This is a genomic window from Pseudomonas sp., from assembly GCF_037994325.1.
Lineage (GTDB): Bacteria > Pseudomonadota > Gammaproteobacteria > Pseudomonadales > Pseudomonadaceae > Aquipseudomonas.
Genome location: NZ_JBBNAH010000715.1, coordinates 1 through 20,013 on the forward strand (window position 1 = coordinate 1; position 20,013 = coordinate 20,013).

Here is a 20,013-nt window from a genome sequence, read left to right on the forward strand (position 1 = left end):
CTTTACTACTTTGTTGGCTCCGATAAGCTGCGTTTTCGTCAGCCCGTTACCCCGGGTGATCAGCTGATTCTGGAAGCCACGTTCATCAGCTCCAAGCGCAGCATCTGGAAATTCGCCTGCCGTGCTAGCGTTGATGGCAAAGAAGTCTGCTCGGCAGAAATCATCTGCGCGGAAAGGAAACTATGAGTTTGATTGACCCTCGAGCGATCATCGATCCGACTGCCAAGCTGGCTGACGACGTAGAAGTCGGTCCTTGGTCGATCATCGGTCCCGGTGTGGAAATCGGCGAGGGTACGGTTATCGGGCCCCACGTGATTCTCAAAGGGCCTACGCGCATTGGTAAGCACAACCGCATTTATCAGTTCTCCTCCGTTGGTGAAGACACCCCGGATTTGAAATACAAGGGTGAAGACACACGCCTGGTGATCGGTGACCACAACGTGATTCGCGAAGGTGTGACCATTCACCGCGGCACCATTCAGGACCGCGCTGAAACCACCATCGGCGACCACAACCTGATCATGGCCTACGCCCACGTCGGCCACGACAGCGTCATCGGTAACCACTGCATTCTGGTCAATAACACCGCGCTCGCCGGTCATGTGCATGTGCACGATTGGGCGATTCTGTCCGGCTTCACCCTGGTACATCAGTTCTGCCATATCGGCGCCCACAGCTTTTCCGGCATGGGCACCGCCATCGGCAAAGATGTACCGGCGTACGTCACCGTATTCGGCAACCCAGCCGAGGCGCGCAGCATGAACTTCGAAGGCATGCGCCGTCGCGGTTTCAGTGATGAGGCGATTCAGGCCCTGCGCCGCGCTTACAAAGTGGTGTATCGCCAAGGCCTGACCGTCGACAAAGCGCTCGAAGAGCTGGCCGAGTCGGCGGCGCAATTCCCGGAAGTCGCGGTGTTTATCGACTCCATCAAAGCCTCCTCGCGCGGCATCACGCGCTGACCATGGCGGGCGTACTGCGCGTCGCTATCGTTGCCGGCGAGGCTTCGGGCGATATTCTCGGTGCGGGCCTGATGCAGGCCCTTAAAGCGCAACATCCCCAGGTGGAATTTATCGGTGTCGGCGGCCCGCGCATGCAGGCGCAAGGGCTGAGCTCGTATTTCCCCATGGAGCGTTTGGCCGTCATGGGCTTGGTGGAAGTGCTCGGTCGCTTGCCCGAGCTGCTGTCACGGCGTAAACGCCTGATCCAAACCCTGATTGCTGCCAAGCCCGATGTGTTTATTGGCATCGACGCGCCGGACTTCACCCTTGGCGTTGAACTGAAATTGCGCCAAGCCGGAATCAAAACCGTGCACTACGTCAGCCCCTCCGTGTGGGCGTGGCGGCAAAAGCGCGTGCTGAAAATTCGCGATGCCTGCGACTTGATGCTGACCCTGTTCCCGTTCGAAGCGAAGTTCTACGACGAGCATCACGTGCCCGTACGCTTTGTGGGGCACACCTTGGCCGATGCCATTCCGCTAGAGGCCGACCGCGCTGCTGCCCGCGCCGAGCTAAGCCTGCCAGAAGACGGCCCGGTGGTGGCGTTGATGCCCGGCAGCCGAGGCGGTGAAGTGTCCCGTCTTGGTGGCTTGTTTCTGGATGCTGCCGAGCGCCTGCGGGCGCTGCGTCCTGGCGTGCGCTTTGTTCTGCCCTGCGCCAGTCCTGAACGCCGCGAGCAGATTGAAGCGCAATTGGCTGGTCGCGATATTCCCGTGACCTTGCTCGACGGCCAATCCCATACCGCGCTGGCCGCCTGCGATGCCGTGCTGATCGCCTCCGGCACCGCTACATTGGAGGCGTTGTTGTACAAGCGGCCGATGGTGGTGGCGTATCGCGTGGCACCTATGACCTACCGCATTCTGAAACGCATGCTGAAAAGTCCGTATGTGTCGCTGCCCAACCTGCTCGCTGGCCGTCTGTTGGTGCCCGAGCTGCTGCAAGATGCCGCGACCCCGGATGCACTGGCGCAAACCTTGGCCCCGCTGTTAACCGGCGGCCAGGCGCAAACTGAATTCTTCGATCAGATCCACCGCACCCTGCGCCGCGACGCGTCCACCGAAGCCGCCAAGGCGGTGCTTGAACTGGCAGGAGCACGCTGATGCAACTGGGCTTGGATTTCACCCTAGTGGAAGAGTTGGTCGCTGGCGTCGACGAAGTCGGCCGTGGCCCACTGTGTGGCGCGGTGGTAACCGCCGCGGTGATCCTCGATCCGTCACGGCCGATCCTTGGTCTCAACGATTCGAAAAAGCTCACCGAAGCGCGCCGCGAAAAGCTCTTCGATGAGATCAAAGAGAAAGCCTTGGCCTGGTGCATTGCCCGCGCCGAAGTGGAAGAAATCGATCAGCTGAATATTCTCCACGCCACCATGCTGGCCATGCAGCGTGCGGTCGAAGGGTTGAGCGTAACGCCACGCCTGGCGCTGATTGACGGCAACCGTTGCCCGAAACTCAAGGTGCCCAGTTCGCCAGTTATCCAGGGTGACAGCCAGGTGCCAGCCATTGCCGCTGCGTCGATTCTGGCTAAGGTCAGCCGCGACCGCGAGATGCAGGCACTGGAATTGATTTACCCCGGCTACGGCATCGCCACGCATAAAGGCTACCCGACTGCCTTTCATCTGGAAGCCTTGCAGCGCCTGGGGCCGACGCCAATCCATCGGCGTTCCTTTGCCCCCGTGCGGCGATTATTAGCAGACGTTTAACCCTTCAGGCTGATGTTTGCGCCAAGGCCCGGTACAATCCGGGCCTTGTCGTTTTTGCGCTTTATAGGATCAGCATGCCGGCCACTTTTGTTCACCTGCGTTTGCATACCGAGTTCTCCCTGATCGACGGCCTGGTGCGGGTAAAGCCGCTGGTCAAGGCCGCTGCCAGTGCCGGTATGCCCGCAGTGGCGGTGACCGATCAGCGCAATCTTTGCTCGCTGGTGAAGTTCTACAAAGCCGCCATGGGCGCCGGTATCAAGCCGATCTGCGGCGCCGACCTGTTGCTGGCCAGCAAAGACGAAGACGGCCAACTCAGCCGTATGACCCTGCTGGTGATGAACGCCAAGGGTTATCGCAACCTTACCGAACTGATCTCTCGCGGCTTTACCGAAGGCCAGCGCAACGGTGAGGTAATCATCGAGCGCGAGTGGGTCAAGGAAGCGTCCGAAGGCTTGATCGCCTTGTCTGGCGCTAAAGAGGGCGAGATCGGCCTTAACCTGTTGGCCGGCAATATCCAGGAGGCGGAAGCTTCGCTGCACGAATGGCAGCAGGTTTTCCCCGATCGCTTCTACCTTGAGCTGCAACGCACTAGCCGGGTAAACGACGAAGAATACCTGCACCTGGCCGTCGAGCTGGCCGGGCGTTGCGACGCCATGTTGGTGGCCACCAACGACGTGCGTTTTATCAAGCAGGGCGATTTCGAAGCCCATGAAACCCGCGTCTGTATCGGTGAAGGCCGCGCCCTCGACGACCCACGCCGCGCCCGCACGTATAGCGATCAGCAGTACCTGAAATCGCCGGAAGAAATGTGGGAGTTGTTTAGCGACATTCCTGAGGCGCTGGAAAACACCGTCGAAATCGCCAAGCGTTGCAATATTGAAATCCTCCTGGGCAAAAGCTTTCTGCCCAACTTCCCCGTGCCCGATGGCATGACCATGGATGAGTTCTTTCGCAAGATCTCCTTTGAGGGCCTGGAAGAGCGTTTGGCGGTGCTGTGGCCGAAAGAGACCACGCCCAACTACGAAGAGAAACGTCAGGTCTATGTCGACCGATTGAATTTCGAGCTGGATATCATCATCCAGATGGGCTTTCCCGGTTACTTCCTGATCGTGATGGACTTTATCCAGTGGGCCAAACGCAACGGCATTCCCGTTGGCCCGGGCCGCGGGTCAGGTGCCGGTTCGTTGGTGGCCTACGTACAGAAAATCACCGACCTCGACCCGCTGCAGTACGACCTGCTGTTCGAACGTTTCCTTAACCCGGAACGGGTATCGATGCCCGACTTCGATATCGACTTCTGCATGGATGGCCGCGACCGCGTTATCGAATACGTGGCCCAGGCTTACGGGCGTAATGCAGTAAGCCAGATCATCACCTTCGGTACCATGGCCGCCAAAGCGGTGGTGCGTGACGTGGCGCGGGTGCAGGGCAAGTCGTACGGCCTGGCCGATCGTCTGTCGAAGATGATTCCGTTTGAAGTCGGCATGACCCTGGAGAAAGCCTACGAGCAGGAGGAAATCCTGCGTGACTTTCTCAAGGTCGACGAGGAAGCCGCTGAAATCTGGGAAATGGCGAAAAAGCTGGAAGGCATTACCCGTAACGTCGGTAAGCACGCCGGTGGTGTGGTAATCGCCCCGACCAAACTCACCGACTTTGCCGCCATTTACTGCGATGACGAAGGCGGTGGCCTGGTAACCCAGTTCGATAAAGACGATGTGGAAGCCGCTGGCCTGGTGAAGTTCGACTTCCTCGGCCTGCGTACCCTGACCATCATCGACTGGGCGCTGAAAACGATTAACCGCGACCGCGCCAAGGTAGGCGACGGCCCGTTGAATATCGATTTCATCCCGTTGGATGACAAGCCGACCTACACGCTGCTGCAAAAAGCCGAAACCACGGCGGTGTTCCAGCTTGAGTCGCGCGGCATGAAAGAGCTGATCAAAAAGCTCAAGCCCGACTGCCTGGAAGACTTGATCGCTCTGGTAGCTCTGTTCCGTCCAGGCCCGCTGCAATCGGGCATGGTTGACGACTTTATCAACCGTAAGCACGGCCGCGCCGAGTTGGCGTATCCGCATCCGGACTATCAGTACGATGGCCTGCGTCCGGTTCTGGCGCCCACCTACGGCATCATCCTGTACCAAGAGCAGGTGATGCAGATCGCCCAGGTCATGGCCGGCTACACCCTTGGTGAAGCGGACATGCTGCGCCGCGCGATGGGTAAGAAAAAGCCCGAGGAAATGGCCAAGCAGCGCGGCGGCTTTATTGAAGGTTGCGCGAATAACAATATCGACGCGGACCTGGCCGGTAACATCTTCGACCTGGTAGAAAAGTTCGCCGGCTACGGCTTCAACAAATCCCACTCCGCGGCTTATGGCTTGGTGTCGTACCAGACCGCGTGGCTAAAAGCCCACTATCCATCGCCCTTTATGGCGGCGGTGTTGTCGGCGGATATGCACAACACCGATAAGGTCGTGACCCTGATCGAAGAGTGCCGCAGCATGAAGCTGCGCCTTGATGCGCCAGATGTGAACACCTCGGAATTCAAGTTCACCGTGAACGACGATGGCCGCATTGTGTACGGCCTGGGCGCGATCAAGGGCGTGGGCGAGGGGCCGGTGGAGGCGATTGTCGAATCGCGCCAAGCCGGACCGTTTAAAGACCTGTTCGATTTCTGCGCCCGGGTAGACCTAAAGCGCATTAACAAGCGCACCACCGACGCCCTGATTCGCAGCGGCGCGCTGGATCGTCTGGGCCCGTATTTCCACGACGAAATCAAAGCCTACCAAGCCAATATCGACCGCAACCGCGCCGTGCTGTTGGCGGCCATGGAAGAAGCCATTCAAGCCGCCGAGCAAACTGCACGCAGCCACGACAGCGGCCACGCCGACCTGTTTGGCGGCGTATTCGGCGAAGCCGATCTGGATGTCTACGCCAAGCACAAACGGGCCAAAGAGCTGTCGCTCAAAGAGCGCTTGCGCGGCGAAAAAGAAACCCTGGGCCTGTACCTCACCGGCCACCCGATTGATGAGTACGAAGGCGAAATCCGCCGCTTTGCCCGTCAGCGCATTATCGATCTCAAACCGTCGCGCGAAGGTCAGACCATTGCCGGCCTGATCGTTAACCTGCGGGTGATGAAGAACAAAAAGGGCGACAAGATGGGCTTTATCACCCTCGACGATCGCTCGGGCCGTATCGAAGCCTCGTTGTTTGCCGACGCATTCAACTCAGCCCAAGCCTTGCTGCAAACCGACGCCTTGGTGGTGGTTGAAGGTGAGGTGAGTAACGACGATTTCTCTGGCGGCCTGCGCCTGCGCGCCAAGCGCGTGATGAGCCTGGAAGACGCCCGTACCGGCCTGGCCGAAAGCCTGCGGGTGCGGGTGCAGAGCGATGCATTGAAAGGTGATCGCCTGCGTTGGTTGGCTGAGTTGTGTAAGAAGCATCGCGGCGGCTGCCCGATCACCCTTGACTACACCGGCAGTGAAGCCAAGGCGTTATTGCAGTTCGGTGAAGGCTGGCGGATCGACCCGGCTGATGGATTGATTCAAACATTGCGTGACCAGTTCGGGCGCGACAACGTCTTTTTGCACTATCGCTAGAAGAAGGGCCTCCTACAGGTACTGTAGGGCGTCTCTTTTTTACTCTCGACCTGAATGCGCCTGATCCCGTAAGGTAAGGCGCTCAACGGACTAAGCCGCCAGGCCCTAAGGCTTGGCGCAAGACGGATGACTATGAACCCCAACTTTCTCGATTTCGAACAGCCGATTGCCGACCTGCAAGCCAAGATCGAAGAGCTGCGCCTGGTCGGTAACGACAACTCGCTGAACATCAGCGATGAAATTGCCCGTCTGCAAGACAAGAGCAACACGCTGACCGCGAGCATCTTTGGCAGCCTAACCAGCTGGCAGATCGCCAAGCTGGCCCGCCACCCGCGCCGGCCTTATACCCTTGATTACATCGAACATATCTTTACCGAGTTCGACGAACTGCATGGCGATCGGCACTTCTCCGATGACCCCGCCATCGTCGGCGGCGTAGCGCGTTTGAACGACCAGCCGGTGATGATCATCGGCCATCAAAAGGGCCGCGAAGTGCGCGAGAAAGTTCGCCGCAACTTCGGCATGCCCCGCCCAGAGGGCTACCGCAAAGCCTGCCGTCTGATGGAAATGGCCGAGCGCTTTAAAATGCCGATCCTCACCTTTATCGACACCCCCGGCGCCTACCCAGGCATTGACGCCGAAGAGCGCGGCCAGAGCGAAGCGATTGCCTGGAACCTGCGGGTAATGGCACGGCTGAAAACCCCGATCATCGCCACCGTAATTGGTGAAGGCGGTTCCGGTGGTGCGCTGGCCATTGGCGTGTGCGACCAACTGAACATGCTGCAGTACTCCACCTACGCGGTGATCTCGCCAGAAGGCTGCGCTTCCATTTTGTGGAAAACCGCCGAGAAGGCGCCCGAAGCAGCGGAAGCCATGGGCATCACCGCCGAGCGCCTGAAAGGCCTGGGCATTGTTGACAAGGTTATCGACGAACCGTTGGGTGGCGCGCACTCGGCGCCGGCCGTAGCGGCCGAATCGATTCGTGCGGCGCTGAGCGAGCAACTGGCTTCGCTGCAGAAGTTCGATATCGACGCTTTGCTGGCCCGTCGTTACGACCGCCTGATGAGCTACGGCGTCTAAGGTGAGCCTGAGCGCCAGGTTGCTAGCTGGCCTGGCACCCTGGCGTGCCGCGCCGGCTTGGCATATCGCCTTGTCCGGCGGCCTGGACTCCACCGTTCTGCTGCATCTTTTGGCGAGCCTCGGGCACACCGAGCACCTGCCAGCGCTCCATGCCATCCATATCCACCACGGCCTTCAGGCTGCGGCCGACGCCTGGCCGCAGCATTGCCAGCAGTTGTGTGACGGACTGGGTATGCCACTGCAGGTGGTGGCGGTGCAAGTGGCGGCGGGTGCCAGTGTCGAGCGGGCGGCGCGTGAGGCGCGTTATCTGGCCTTTGCTCAGGCGCTGGGCGCGGGTGAAGTACTGATGACGGCGCAGCACCGCGATGATCAGGCCGAGACATTATTGTTTCGCCTGCTGCGTGGCGCTGGCGTGCGTGGGCTTGGTGGTATGCCGGCGAGTCGGCCGTTAGGGCGTGGGGTGTTGGTGCGGCCATTGCTCGATTGCTCGCGCGCTGAGCTAGTGGCCTATGCCGACGAGCATAAGTTGCACTGGGTAGAAGATCCGTCGAATGACAATGCTGCCTACGCCCGCAACCACCTTCGTCACCACGTCTTTCCCAAATTCCACGGGCATTGGCCGCAAGCGGTGCAAAACCTCTCCCGTAGCGCCGCACATTTACGTGAAGCCCAAGGCTTGCTGGATGAGCTGGCGCAAATGGACTTGGCCGCCGCCAATACACCAGGCGCCCATGCCTGGCTAAACCTTCCCTCGTTGCAGTTAAAGCCGCTACTCGGCCTTTCGCCTGAGCGGCAACGTAATGCCTTGCGTTACTGGCTCGCAGCGCTGACGCTGCTGCCTGATAGCGACCACTGGGCTGGCTGGAATGACCTGCGTGACGCCGCGGTGGATGCCACGCCGGTGTGGCGTTTGGCTCAGGGCGAACTGCACCGTAGCGCTGGCCGGCTGTGGTGGTTAAGCGGTGATTGGCTTGCCGCTACGCCGCAGCCTTTGCTGTGGAGCGACCCTACGCAAGCCTTGGTATTGCCGCAAAACGGTGTGTTGAACATTGAAGGCCAAGCGCCTCAGGGGCCGTTAACCGTCTGTTATCGCCAAGGCGGCGAGGTGGTAAATGTGCCCGGTCGCGGCCATCGCGATCTCAAACGTTTGCTCAATGAACAGGCCATTCCTGCATTTGTTCGTCCACGACTGCCACTGATTTTTCACGGCGAGGATTTAGTGGCGGTGGCCAATCTGCCTGCAATGCGCGGCAGCATTGATGTGCGCTGGCAATTGCACCGACAGGCGCCGACGAATGACCAACGTTTGAGCTGAAAGGGTAGTTCCGGTAGACTACGCTCCCGTCTCATACAGCTAATGCGTAGACCTTCAGGTTCTCTGCACGGCTATCAATTTTCAAGGCACGGCCAACAGGCTTTGCTGGTAATGGGTGGGCAGCATCCCGCCTTCAGCTTTCCCCCGGCGATGCAAATCGCCTAAACGCAGACTTCTAGGGTTTTTCATGACGCGCTACATATTCGTCACGGGCGGTGTTGTTTCTTCATTGGGGAAAGGCATCGCCTCGGCTTCATTGGCGGCTATCCTGGAGGCGCGGGGCCTGAAGGTCACCATGCTGAAACTGGACCCTTATATCAACGTCGATCCGGGCACCATGAGCCCGTTCCAGCACGGTGAAGTGTTCGTTACGCACGACGGTGCCGAGACCGACCTCGACCTTGGCCACTACGAGCGGTTTATCCGCACCACCATGACCAAGGGCAATAACTTCACCACCGGCCGCGTCTACGAAGACGTGCTGCGCAAAGAGCGCCGTGGTGATTACCTGGGTGCGACCATCCAGGTTATTCCGCACATCACCGACGAAATCAAACGCCGCATCATCAAAGGCGCAGGCGATGCCGACGTGGCGATGGTGGAAATCGGCGGTACCGTTGGCGACATCGAGTCGCAACCGTTCCTCGAAGCCATTCGCCAACTGCGTGTGGAAGTGGGCGCCAAGCGCGCCATGCTCATGCACCTGACCCTGGTGCCGTACATTGCCACCGCTGGCGAAACCAAGACCAAGCCAACCCAGCACTCGGTTAAAGAGCTGCGTTCGATCGGCCTGCAGCCGGACGTACTGATCTGCCGTTCCGACCACCCGATTGATATCTCCTCGCGCCGTAAAATCGCCCTGTTCACCAACGTGGAAGAGCGCGCGGTGATCGGTCTGGAAGACGTCGACACCATCTACAAGATTCCTTCCGTGTTGCACGCCCAAGGCCTGGACGATTTCGTCGTGGAGCGCTTTGGTCTGGAGTGTGGTGGTGCCGACCTGTCCGAGTGGGAGCGGGTTGTCGACGCCAAGCTAAACCCGGAAAAAGAAGTCACCATCGCCATGGTCGGTAAGTACATGGAACTGCTGGACGCCTACAAATCGCTGATCGAAGCGATGAGCCACGCCGGTATCCAAAACCGCACCAAGGTCAATCTGCGTTATATCGATTCCGAAGATATCGAAGGGCAAGGCACCGGCCTGCTGGAAGGCGTTGACGCCATTCTGGTTCCCGGCGGCTTTGGTCTGCGCGGCGTCGAAGGCAAGATCACCACGGTGCAATACGCCCGCGAAAACAAAATTCCGTACCTGGGTATTTGCCTCGGTATGCAGGTCGCGGTTATCGAGTTCGCCCGTAACGTACTGGGCTGGACCGATGCCAACTCCACCGAGTTCGATAAAGTCAGCGGTCACCCGGTGGTCGGTCTGATCACCGAGTGGGCGGATGCTGAAGGCGGCGTGGAAATTCGTACCGAAGCCTCGGACCTGGGCGGCACCATGCGCCTGGGCGCGCAAGATTGCCACCTGATCGAAGGCTCGAAAGTATTCGACTGCTACGCCAAAGAAACCATCGTTGAGCGTCACCGTCACCGTTACGAAGTGAACAACAACCTGCTGCCGCAACTGCAGGAAGCTGGCCTGAAAATCACTGGCCGTTCCGCTGATGGCGCGCTGGTTGAAGTGGTCGAAGCGCCGGACCATCCGTGGTTTGTCGCCTGCCAGTTCCACCCTGAGTTCACCTCCACCCCGCGCGATGGTCACCCATTGTTCAGTGGTTTCGTTAACGCCGCACTGGCGCAGAAAGCGAGAAAGGCATGACCCAGAAAGTCGTCAAGGTTGGTGGTATCGATATCGCCAACGACAAACCTTTTGTGCTCTTCGGTGGTATCAACGTTCTTGAGTCCCGTGACCTGGCGCTGAAAACCTGTGAAGAGTACGTGCGGGTTACCGAGAAACTCGGCATCCCCTACGTGTTCAAGGCCAGCTTCGACAAAGCCAACCGCTCCTCCGTGACCTCCTTCCGTGGCCCAGGCCTGGAAGAGGGCATGAAAATTTTCGAAGAAATCAAAAAGACCTTTGGCGTGCCGGTGATCACCGATGTGCACGAGCCTGAGCAGGCGGCTCCCGTTGCCGCCGTGTGCGACATCATCCAACTGCCGGCGTTTTTGTCGCGCCAGACCGACCTGGTAGTGGCCATGGCCAAGACCGGCGCTGTGATCAACATCAAAAAAGCCCAGTTTCTTGCCCCACAAGAGATGAAACATATCCTGGCTAAATGCGTCGAAGCCGGGAATGACCAGTTGATCCTCTGCGAGCGCGGTTCGAGCTTTGGCTACAACAACCTCGTGGTCGACATGCTCGGCTTTGGCATCATGAAGTCGTTCGAGTACCCGGTGTTCTTTGACGTCACTCACGCCCTGCAAATGCCGGGCGGGCGTTCTGACTCTGCTGGCGGGCGTCGTGCCCAGGTAACCGACCTGGCCAAGGCCGGTATGAGCCAGGGCCTGGCGGGCTTGTTCCTTGAAGCCCACCCAGACCCAGACAACGCCAAGTGTGATGGTCCGTGCGCCCTGCGCCTGGACAAGCTGGAGCCGTTCCTGGCACAGCTCAAAGCACTGGACGACCTGATCAAAAGCTTCCCGCCGATTGAGACTGCCTAAGCGCAGCAACTTTCGGTAAAGTGCCGCTCGGGCGAGCTCTGACCCGTGAGTCAGAGAGTCGTCGAGCCGACATGTCTGGTCTCAGATAGCCTGCATCAACCTCTCTGCAGCGCCGTTTTCGTCATATTTTGGAGTGTTATCAACAATGGCAAAGATCGTCGACATCAAAGGTCGTGAAGTTCTCGACTCCCGTGGTAACCCGACCGTTGAAGCGGACGTTATTCTCGACAACGGTATCGTCGGCAGCGCGTGCGCACCGTCGGGCGCCTCCACCGGTTCGCGCGAAGCGCTGGAACTGCGTGATGGCGACAAGAGCCGTTACCTGGGCAAAGGCGTATTGAAAGCTGTCGCCAACATTAATGGCCCGATCCGCTCCCTGCTGCTGGGCAAAGACCCGGTAGACCAGAAGGCCCTCGACCACGCGATGATCGCCCTGGACGCCACTGAAAACAAAGCGACCCTGGGTGCCAACGCCATTCTCGCGGTATCCCTGGCCGCCGCCAAAGCTGCCGCGCAAGACCAAGACCTGCCGCTTTACGCACACATCGCCAACCTCAACGGCACCCCAGGCGTGTACTCCATGCCGGTGCCGATGATGAACATCATCAACGGCGGCGAGCACGCCGATAATAACGTCGACATTCAAGAGTTCATGGTGCAGCCAGTAGGCGCCAAAACCTTCGCCGACGGCCTGCGCATGGGCACCGAAATTTTCCACCACCTCAAAGCCGTGCTGAAAGCCCGTGGCCTGAGCACATCGGTTGGCGACGAAGGTGGCTTCGCGCCTAACCTGGCCTCCAACGAAGACGCCCTGGCCGCTATCGCTGAAGCCGTAGCCAACGCCGGTTACAAGCTGGGCACCGACGTGACTCTGGCCCTGGACTGCGCTTCCAGCGAGTTCTTCGAAGGTGGCAAGTACGACCTGGCCGGCGAAGGCAAAGTGTTCGACGCAGCTGGTTTCGCCGACTACCTGGCTGGCCTGACCGAACGTTACCCGATCATCTCCATTGAAGACGGTATGGATGAGTCGGACTGGGATGGCTGGAAAGTGCTGACCGAAAAAATCGGCGCCAAGGTTCAACTGGTTGGCGACGACTTGTTCGTGACCAACACCAAGATCCTCAAAGAAGGCATCGACAAGTCGATCGCTAACTCGATCCTGATCAAGTTCAACCAGATCGGCACCCTGACCGAAACCCTGGAAGCCATCCAGATGGCCAAGGCCGCTGGTTACACCGCCGTGATCTCGCACCGTTCGGGCGAAACCGAAGACAGCACCATTGCCGACCTGGCGGTGGGTACTGCCGCTGGTCAGATCAAAACCGGTTCGCTGTGCCGTTCCGACCGCGTATCCAAGTACAACCAACTGCTGCGTATCGAAGAGCAATTGGGCGCGAAAGCACCGTACCGTGGTCGTGCCGAGTTCCGCGGCTAAGCCGGGAATGGTAAAAGGGCAGCGCAAGCTGCCCTTTTTATATGAGAAGCCTCAATTTACATGCGTAGCCCTTACTGGTTATTCGTCGTTCTGATCCTTGTGCTGGCAGGCCTGCAGTACCGCCTTTGGGTGGGCGAGGGCAGCTTTGCGCAGGTCACCGACTTGCAGCGACAAATTGCTGAACAGAAGGGTGAAAACGAAAACCTGCTGGAACGTAACCGCATCCTTGAAGCCGAAGTTTCGGAGCTGAAGAAGGGTATGGAAACCGTTGAAGAGCGTGCCCGGCATGAACTAGGCATGGTTAAAGAGGGCGAAACCCTCTACCAGTTAAACGAATGACCTCTCCCGTTTTGCCGCGCTTCTGGGCCTTGATCCCAGCCGCAGGCGTCGGCGCCCGAATGCTCGCCGACCGGCCCAAGCAGTACCTGCAACTGGCTGGCAAAACCATTCTTGAACATACCCTCGACTGCTTTCTCGACCACCCGCAATTGCGCGGTTTGGTGGTGAGTTTGTCGGTGGACGATGGCTATTGGCCGACGTTGCCTTACGCCAGCAACGAGCGTATTCAGCGCGCTGACGGCGGCGCTGAGCGGGCTGATTCGGTACTCAACGGTTTGCTGCGTTTGGCCGAGCTAGGCGCTGGCGAGAACGATTGGGTGCTGGTGCATGACGCGGCGCGGCCCAATCTTTCGCGTTATGACCTGGATCTATTGCTGGCTGAATTGGCGGACGATCCGGTCGGTGGTTTGCTTGCCGTGCCGGCCCGCGACACCTTGAAACGCGCTGGCGTGGATGGCCGGGTGCAGGAAACGGTGGATCGCTCGGTAATCTGGCAGGCCTATACGCCGCAGATGTTTCGTCTGGGGCAACTGCATCGCGTGCTGGCGGATGCGTTGGTGTCTGGTGTGCACATTACCGATGAAGCCTCGGCCATTGAATGGGCAGGAGAGTCGCCGCGCTTGATTGAAGGGCGGGCGGATAATTTGAAGGTTACCCGGCCGGAAGATCTGGAATGGTTGCGGCTGCGTTGGGCACATAAAAGCTAAGAGCCCCTCACCCCCAGCCCCTCTCCCGCAAGCGGGCGAGGGGAGCCTAACCGCAATCCCGCAAGAAACAGCAATCAAGCCCCCTCTCCCGTTTACGGGAGAGGGCTGGGGTGAGGGCCTCCTACAAACCTCGATTTCCGCGTAGGGGATCAAGTCAGGGATAGGGCGCCAGCCGCTCACTCCAAATACGCCAACCCCGCCTTCAAATGGTCCACCAACTGCCTCACCTTCGGCGACAAATGCCGTTGCTGCGGATACAGCGCCCAGACGGCGGTGTTCGGTGCCTGGTGTTGTTCCAGCAGCGACACCAATGCCCCATCCTTTATATGTTCCTGCACGTAATAGTCCGGCAGCTGACACAACCCCAACCCGCGCAACGCCGCATCCAAAACCGCCTGGCCGCTGTTGCAGCGCCAGTTGCCGTTCACGCGCTGCGAGAGCTCGCGTCCTTCTTGTTGAAAACTCCAGCTGTCGCTGCTGCCGATTAGGCAGTTGTGTTGGCTTAGTTCCGACACGCTATGGGGACGCCCATAGCGCTGCAGGTAAACCGGCGCGGCGCAGACGTACATGCGTCGTGGCGCCAGGCGCGTGGCGACCAGTCGCGAATCCTGCAAGCGGCCCAGACGAATCGCTAAATCCAGCCCTTCCTGGACGATATCCAACTGCCGATTGCTCAGCTCAATATCCACTTTCAGCTGCGGATAGCGGCTCATAAATTCGGTCACCAGCGGCACGATAAAGCGTTCGCCATAGGCCACTGCGCAGGTCATGCGCAGCAAACCCTTGGGCTCGCTGCTGAGGTCGCCGATGGCGCGCAAGGCTTCTTCGCGGCCGTCTTGCAGGCGTTGGCAGTGTTGCAAAAAGGTTTGCCCAGCTTCGGTCAGCGCCACCCGCCGGGTACTGCGATAGAACAGTCGGGTTTGCAGGCTTTCTTCCAGCCGGGCGATCTGCCGGCTGACTTGCGACGACGACACGCCCAAGCGCTCCGCCGCTGCGGTGAATTGCCCGCATTCGGCTACCGCGACAAACTCATCCAGCCCATCCCAACTGCTCATGCTTGCTCCACCTGCCAGTGCCAAGGCGCAGATTATCCCTCAGTAGCAATAATGTTTTGCCAATTGCCGGATTATTTCCATAAATGCCCTTGGACTACACTCTGCGCCACTGTTTACCCGCTGGAGAGCGACCATGATCAAGTCCCGTGCTGCCGTAGCCTTTGCCCCAAACGAACCGCTGAAAATCGTTGAAGTGGATGTAGAAGCGCCGAAGGCCGGCGAAGTGTTGGTGCGCATTGTCGCTACCGGCGTTTGCCATACCGACGCTTACACCTTGTCCGGTGCCGACTCTGAAGGCGTGTTCCCATCGATTCTTGGCCACGAAGGCGGCGGTATTGTTGAAGCCATCGGCGAGGGCGTGACCTCGGTTCAGGTTGGCGACCACGTGATCCCGCTGTACACCGCCGAATGCCGCGAGTGCAAATTCTGCAAATCCGGTAAGACCAACCTGTGCAGCTCGGTGCGCGCCACCCAAGGCAAAGGCTTGATGCCCGATGGCACCAGCCGTTTCTCCTACCAGGGCCAACCGATTTACCACTACATGGGCTGCTCGACGTTCTCCGAATACACCGTGCTGCCGGAAGTTTCCCTAGCAGTGATTCCGAAAGAAGCACCGCTGGAAAAAGTCTGCCTGCTCGGCTGTGGCGTCACCACCGGCATTGGCGCGGTACTCAACACCGCGAAAGTGGAAGAGGGCGCCACCGTCGCCATTTTCGGTTTGGGCGGTATCGGCTTGGCCGCCATCATCGGCGCGAAAATGGCCAAGGCCTCACGCATCATTGCCATTGACATCAACCCGGCCAAATTTGATGTGGCCCGTGAGCTGGGTGCCACCGATTTCGTTAACCCGAAGGACTACGACAAGCCAATTCAAGACGTGATCATCGAGCTCACCGACGGCGGCGTGGACTACAGCTTCGAGTGCGTCGGCAATGTGCAACTGATGCGCGCCGCTTTGGAGTGCGCCCATAAAGGTTGGGGCGAGTCGGTGATTATTGGCGTGGCCGGCGCAGGTCAGGAAATCAGCACCCGTCCGTTCCAGTTGGTGACCGGCCGCGTTTGGCGCGGTTCGGCATTCGGCGGCGTTAAAGGCCGTACCGAACTGCCGAGCTATGTGGAAAAGGCGCAGAACGGCGAAATCCCGCTGGACACTTTTATCACCCACACCATGGGCCTGGAGCAGATCAACGAAGCGTTCGATCTGATGCACGAAGGCAAAAGCATCCGCACCGTTATCCACTACTAACGCGCCAATCGCTTGGTGCGCGCAGCAAGTTAAACGCGCGGCGTAGGCTGTGCTGTGCGCACCATGGGAATAACGGAGAAGCTGATGACTTTAGAAATCGTATCCAGCAATAAAAGTTTTGGCGGCTGGCACAAGCGCTACCGCCATCGCTCCACCAGCCTGAATTGCGACATGGTGTTCGCCGTCTACTTGCCTCCCCAGGCTGAGCAGGGCGCTAAGTTGCCAGTGCTGTATTGGCTTAGCGGCCTGACCTGCACCGATGAAAACTTTATGCAAAAGGCCGGCGCCCAGCGTTTGGCTGCCGAACTTGGTTTGATCATCGTCGCGCCGGACACCAGCCCGCGTGGCGAAGGCGTTCCAGATGACGCGGCGGGCGCTTATGACTTCGGCCTGGGTGCCGGCTTTTACGTGAACGCCAGCCAAGAGCCCTGGGCCCGCCACTACCGGATGTACGACTACGTGGTGCAGGAATTGCCGGCTCTCATCGAAGCCAACTTCCCGGTTTCCACCAAACGCGGTATCAGCGGCCACTCCATGGGCGGCCACGGCGCATTGATTTGCGCGCTGAAAAACCCCGGCCGTTACCAGTCGGTGTCTGCCTTTGCGCCGATCAGTAATCCGCTTAACTGCCCATGGGGCGAGAAAGCCCTGGGTAACTACTTGGGCGAAGACCGCTCGCGTTGGCGTGAATGGGATGCCAGCGTGTTGCTCAGCGAGGCCACGGAAAAGCTGCCGCTGCTGATCGACCAAGGTGATCGTGACGACTTCCTGGAAGGGCAGTTAAAACCTCAGGTGTTGGAAGCGGCGGCCAAGGCGGCGGGGCATCCGCTGACCCTGCGGTTACAGCCAGGGTATGACCATAGCTACTACTTTATCGCCAGCTTTATTGATGACCATCTTCGGCATCATGCGGCGGCGTTGACGGGGTAAACCTCACGATCGTCGTTGGCGCTTTCGCGGCTGAAGCCCCCTCCCACAAGGGACCGCGTTGCCACATGGAAATGCATTTCTTCATGTAGATGCGTTCCCTGTGTGAGAAGCTTTAGCCGCAATGCGTTTGATGTTGCGGTTTGCTTTTAGAAATCCCAGCGCGTCGAAACCATTACATTGCGCGGTTCGCCATAGGTGCCGGACTGGTAGAAGCCCATGTTGGTGTAATAGGTCTTGTCGAACAGGTTGTTGACGTTGAGCGTTGACGACAACTTCTTGGTGATTTGATAACGCGCCATCACGTCGACCACCCAGTAGTTGGCCTGGTTGAAATCCTCCATAACCCCGCGTGGATAGTTATTCACTGCCTGCCAGGTTTTGCCCTGCCAACGGGCACCGCCGCCGAGGGTCAGGTTATCCAGGCTGCCCGTGAGTTTGTAGGTGGTGTAGAGGCTGAGTTGGTCCTGCGGCTCCCAGGTGGATACCTTCTCGCCGCTGTCGTCACGGATGACCTTATGGGTGTAGCCGGCCTGCACCTGCCAGCCAGGGGCCAACTCGCCGGAGATTTCGGCTTCATAGCCTTTGGTCTTCGCGGAAATAGCTTTGTAGGCATATTCCATCGGGTTGAGGAGGTTGTACTCATCATCGCCCACACCGCGGTTTTCCTCGTGCACCTCGAAGTAGGCCAGGCTGGCATTCAAGGCGCCTTCGAAGAACTCGCCTTTCACACCCAGCTCGTAGTTCTGCCCTTCATTCGGCTCAAGAATCTTGTCGTCGCGGTCGCGCCACCAGTTGTCCTGTGGCATGAAGATATCGGTGTAGCTGGCATACAGCGAGAACGTCTGGTTCAGGTCATAGACGGCGCCCACGTAAGGCACAAAACGTCCGCTTTCCTTGCTTGGCCGTCCGGTTACGCTGTAATCCACCAAGCGTCCGCCGACCATCACCTTCAGGTCATCGGTAATGTTGAGGCGGGTGGTCATGTAGCTACCCAGTTGCCGGGTGGTGTCGCGGATTACCTGTGACGTACTGCCCCAGTTTGGCTCGGCGATATTGCCGCTCCAGTTTTCAAAGCTCGGCACGCTGCTGTCGTAGGCAATGGGGCTCCAGTAGCTATCGCCGCGCCACTTGGACACCGAGCCGGAGGCCCCAACTACCAGTTCATGCTCACGCCCGAACAACTGGAACGGCCCGCTGGCGTACAGCTCGGCCGAGTCGCTGGTGGTTTTGCCGACGTACTTGGCCGGGTAAATACCTGCGCTGCCATCGGCATTGGGGTAGGAGCCTTGAATGGACCCCAGTGGAGCGTGATAGCCGTTGATCTTGTGATCCAGCTGCAACTTGGCGACCCAATCGTTGGCAAAGGTGTGCTCGATGTTGGCGAAGACCGTCCGTGTGTACTGCTCCCAACTGCTCCAGTCGGCGCCGTTGTTGAAGGAGCGAGAAACGTCGTTGCGGTTGCCTGCGCTATCGAACAGCGGGAAGGTGCCGGACCAGCTTGAGGCCGTGGGATCGGTGTCCTGATAGTCGGCGCCGATTGTGAGCAAGGTGTCGTCGGCCAGGTCGAATTCCAGGATGCCGTAGTACACGCTGGTTTTGCGCTGATAGCGGTCCATGAACGAGTGCCGGTCCTGGTAGGCGGCAACCGCGCGGCCCCGCACATTGCCGGTTTCGGTCAGCGGGCCGCTCACGTCCACCTCTGATCGATAGTTGTCCCAGCTGCCAGCGCCCAGTTCGACATGCCCTTGCAGGTCGTTGGTTGGCTTCTTGCGCACCATGTTGATGGTGGCGCCGATGGAACCTGCACCCGTGAGTAGTCCGGTTGCGCCTTTGAGTACTTCTACCCGGTCGTAGATCGCAATATCGCTGAGGGTGTTGCCGGCGGCGTAACCCACATTGCGTGCCGTCGAGGGAATGCCGTCATATTGGAAGTTGTTGATCGCGAAGCCGCGGGAGTAGTAGTTGGTGCGATCACTGTCGTAGGCGGACACGGTGATGCCCGGCGTGTGGCGCATGACATCGTCGATGGTGTTCAGGCCGAAATCATCAATGTGCTGACGGGTGATCACGGTGATCGACTGCGGCGTCTCCCGCGGCGTCAGCACCAACCGCGTGGCGGTGGCGATAGTGCCCGGCGTATACGAGCCAGTGCCCTCGGTAACCGTGCCGAGCTGGTTGCTGACAATGCTGGTTTCGCTTAACTGCACGCTGCCGTTTTGTTGCGGCGCAGGCACCAACGTGTAGCGCCCGTCTTCTTCGCGCTGAACGTTCAGGCCGCTGCCGATCAGGAGTTGGTGCAGGCCTTGGTCAACGGTGAATGGCCCGTTCAAACCCTGGCTGGTTTTCCCTTGGGTCAGCGCGGGGTCGAACGACAGCACCACACCTGCTTCGGCGGCGAAGCGGGTCAGCACCTGGCCGAGCTCGTCCTGCTGTAGGTGGTATTGGCGGGCGGCGCTGGTATCCGCCTGGGCGGCCATGGGGGCCAGCAGCAGGGCGGAGCAGATCAGCGTGCGGCGAATGCCGGTGCTCAAGCGGGTGGGAGTAAATGCGGACTTCATAGCGCGTTCTCGTTCTATTTGGCAGAAGATCGGCCTTTGTTCCGCAGGCCGTTCTCCATAAGTCGAGCGAGGCGGGGAAAAAATATCATCGGCGCTGAAAATAGTTTTACAGCGCGCGGACGGTGACCCAATAACGCGTGCGTTCTTCGACCCTTACCGGCAAGGCGCTGGCCACGGCGCGCAGGACTTGTGCGGGGTTGTCGAGGTTAAAGGTGCCGCTGATACGCAGCGCCGCTACATCAGGATCACAGCGCAGCCAGCCGTGGCGATAGCGGTCCAGTTCGCCGAGCAATTCGCCCAGGGGTTTGTTGTTGGCGATCAGCAGTCCTTTGCTCCAGGCGTCTTGCGCCTCGGCCAGGGGGTGTTCGGGTTGCGTGGTGGTGGCGGTGAACGACGT

General features: G+C 59.3%; 16 protein-coding genes and 1 pseudogene. 14 read left to right on the forward strand and 3 right to left on the reverse strand.

The genetic code is table 11. The features are described 5' to 3' along the window. The 12 genes from AAAB16_RS23670 to ispD form a co-directional block, all read left to right on the forward strand. A partial coding sequence (locus tag AAAB16_RS23670; RefSeq protein WP_340665548.1) for a hotdog domain-containing protein occupies positions 1-186 on the forward strand: 186 nt, incomplete at its 5' end. Then, complete coding sequence (gene lpxA, locus AAAB16_RS23675) at positions 183-959, forward strand: acyl-ACP--UDP-N-acetylglucosamine O-acyltransferase (RefSeq protein WP_340665549.1); 777 nt, start codon at positions 183-185, stop codon at positions 957-959. The genes AAAB16_RS23670 and lpxA, both read left to right, overlap by 4 nt. Before the next feature lie 2 nt (positions 960-961). Next, positions 962-2,095 (forward strand): lipid-A-disaccharide synthase, encoded by a 1,134-nt coding sequence (lpxB, locus tag AAAB16_RS23680; protein ID WP_340665550.1) that lies wholly within the window; start codon positions 962-964, stop codon positions 2,093-2,095. After that, positions 2,095-2,694, forward strand: a complete 600-nt coding sequence (rnhB, locus tag AAAB16_RS23685; RefSeq protein ID WP_340665551.1) for a ribonuclease HII — start codon at positions 2,095-2,097, stop codon at positions 2,692-2,694. Before lpxB ends, rnhB begins: the two co-directional genes overlap by 1 nt. 74 nt (positions 2,695-2,768) lie before the next feature. Further along, positions 2,769-6,290 carry a DNA polymerase III subunit alpha gene (gene dnaE, locus AAAB16_RS23690; RefSeq protein WP_340665552.1) on the forward strand — a complete coding sequence of 1,174 codons (3,522 nt, stop codon included), beginning with the start codon at positions 2,769-2,771 and terminating at the stop codon, positions 6,288-6,290. A gap of 132 nt (positions 6,291-6,422) precedes the next feature. Next, complete coding sequence (locus AAAB16_RS23695) at positions 6,423-7,370, forward strand: acetyl-CoA carboxylase carboxyltransferase subunit alpha (RefSeq protein ID WP_340665562.1); 948 nt, start codon at positions 6,423-6,425, stop codon at positions 7,368-7,370. 1 nt (position 7,371) lies between these two features. Then, on the forward strand, positions 7,372-8,685 hold the full coding sequence (gene tilS / locus AAAB16_RS23700) for a tRNA lysidine(34) synthetase TilS (RefSeq protein WP_340665553.1): 1,314 nt from the start codon (positions 7,372-7,374) through the stop codon (positions 8,683-8,685). A 187-nt stretch (positions 8,686-8,872) separates the two neighbouring features. Continuing rightward, positions 8,873-10,504 (forward strand): CTP synthase, encoded by a 1,632-nt coding sequence (locus AAAB16_RS23705; RefSeq protein ID WP_340665554.1) that lies wholly within the window; start codon positions 8,873-8,875, stop codon positions 10,502-10,504. Next, positions 10,501-11,346 carry a 3-deoxy-8-phosphooctulonate synthase gene (kdsA, locus tag AAAB16_RS23710; RefSeq protein WP_340665555.1) on the forward strand — a complete coding sequence of 282 codons (846 nt, stop codon included), beginning with the start codon at positions 10,501-10,503 and terminating at the stop codon, positions 11,344-11,346. The genes AAAB16_RS23705 and kdsA overlap by 4 nt, the downstream gene beginning before the upstream one ends. A 145-nt stretch (positions 11,347-11,491) precedes the next feature. Further along, a complete protein-coding gene (gene eno / locus AAAB16_RS23715) occupies positions 11,492-12,781 on the forward strand; it encodes a phosphopyruvate hydratase (RefSeq protein ID WP_340665556.1) in 1,290 nt (429 codons plus the stop codon). Positions 12,782-12,835: 54 nt separating this feature from the next. Next, positions 12,836-13,120: a cell division protein FtsB gene (gene ftsB / locus AAAB16_RS23720; RefSeq protein WP_110616561.1), complete on the forward strand. Its 285-nt coding sequence runs from the start codon at positions 12,836-12,838 to the stop codon at positions 13,118-13,120. Then, entirely contained in the window at positions 13,117-13,827 is a 711-nt protein-coding gene (gene ispD / locus AAAB16_RS23725) for a 2-C-methyl-D-erythritol 4-phosphate cytidylyltransferase (protein WP_340665557.1), read from the forward strand. Before ftsB ends, ispD begins: the two co-directional genes overlap by 4 nt. Before the next feature lie 176 nt (positions 13,828-14,003). On the opposite strand, the gene AAAB16_RS23730 is transcribed toward ispD, so the two are convergent. Further along, complete coding sequence (locus tag AAAB16_RS23730; protein ID WP_340665558.1) at positions 14,004-14,882, reverse strand: LysR substrate-binding domain-containing protein; 879 nt, start codon at positions 14,880-14,882, stop codon at positions 14,004-14,006. Between the two features lie 133 nt (positions 14,883-15,015). Between AAAB16_RS23730 and AAAB16_RS23735 the strand changes: the two genes are divergently transcribed. After that, the gene (locus AAAB16_RS23735; protein WP_340665559.1) at positions 15,016-16,128 is read left to right on the forward strand and encodes an S-(hydroxymethyl)glutathione dehydrogenase/class III alcohol dehydrogenase; all 1,113 of its coding nucleotides are present in this window, start codon (positions 15,016-15,018) and stop codon (positions 16,126-16,128) included. Between the two features lie 84 nt (positions 16,129-16,212). Further along, on the forward strand, positions 16,213-17,058 hold the full coding sequence (fghA, locus tag AAAB16_RS23740) for an S-formylglutathione hydrolase (RefSeq protein WP_340665560.1): 846 nt from the start codon (positions 16,213-16,215) through the stop codon (positions 17,056-17,058). 146 nt (positions 17,059-17,204) lie between these two features. On the opposite strand, the gene AAAB16_RS23745 is transcribed toward fghA, so the two are convergent. Further along, positions 17,205-19,616, reverse strand: a complete 2,412-nt coding sequence (locus AAAB16_RS23745; protein WP_340665561.1) for a TonB-dependent siderophore receptor — start codon at positions 19,614-19,616, stop codon at positions 17,205-17,207. A 106-nt stretch (positions 19,617-19,722) separates the two neighbouring features. Further along, positions 19,723-20,013, reverse strand: a pseudogene (locus tag AAAB16_RS23750) (iron dicitrate transport regulator FecR); the annotation flags it as partial.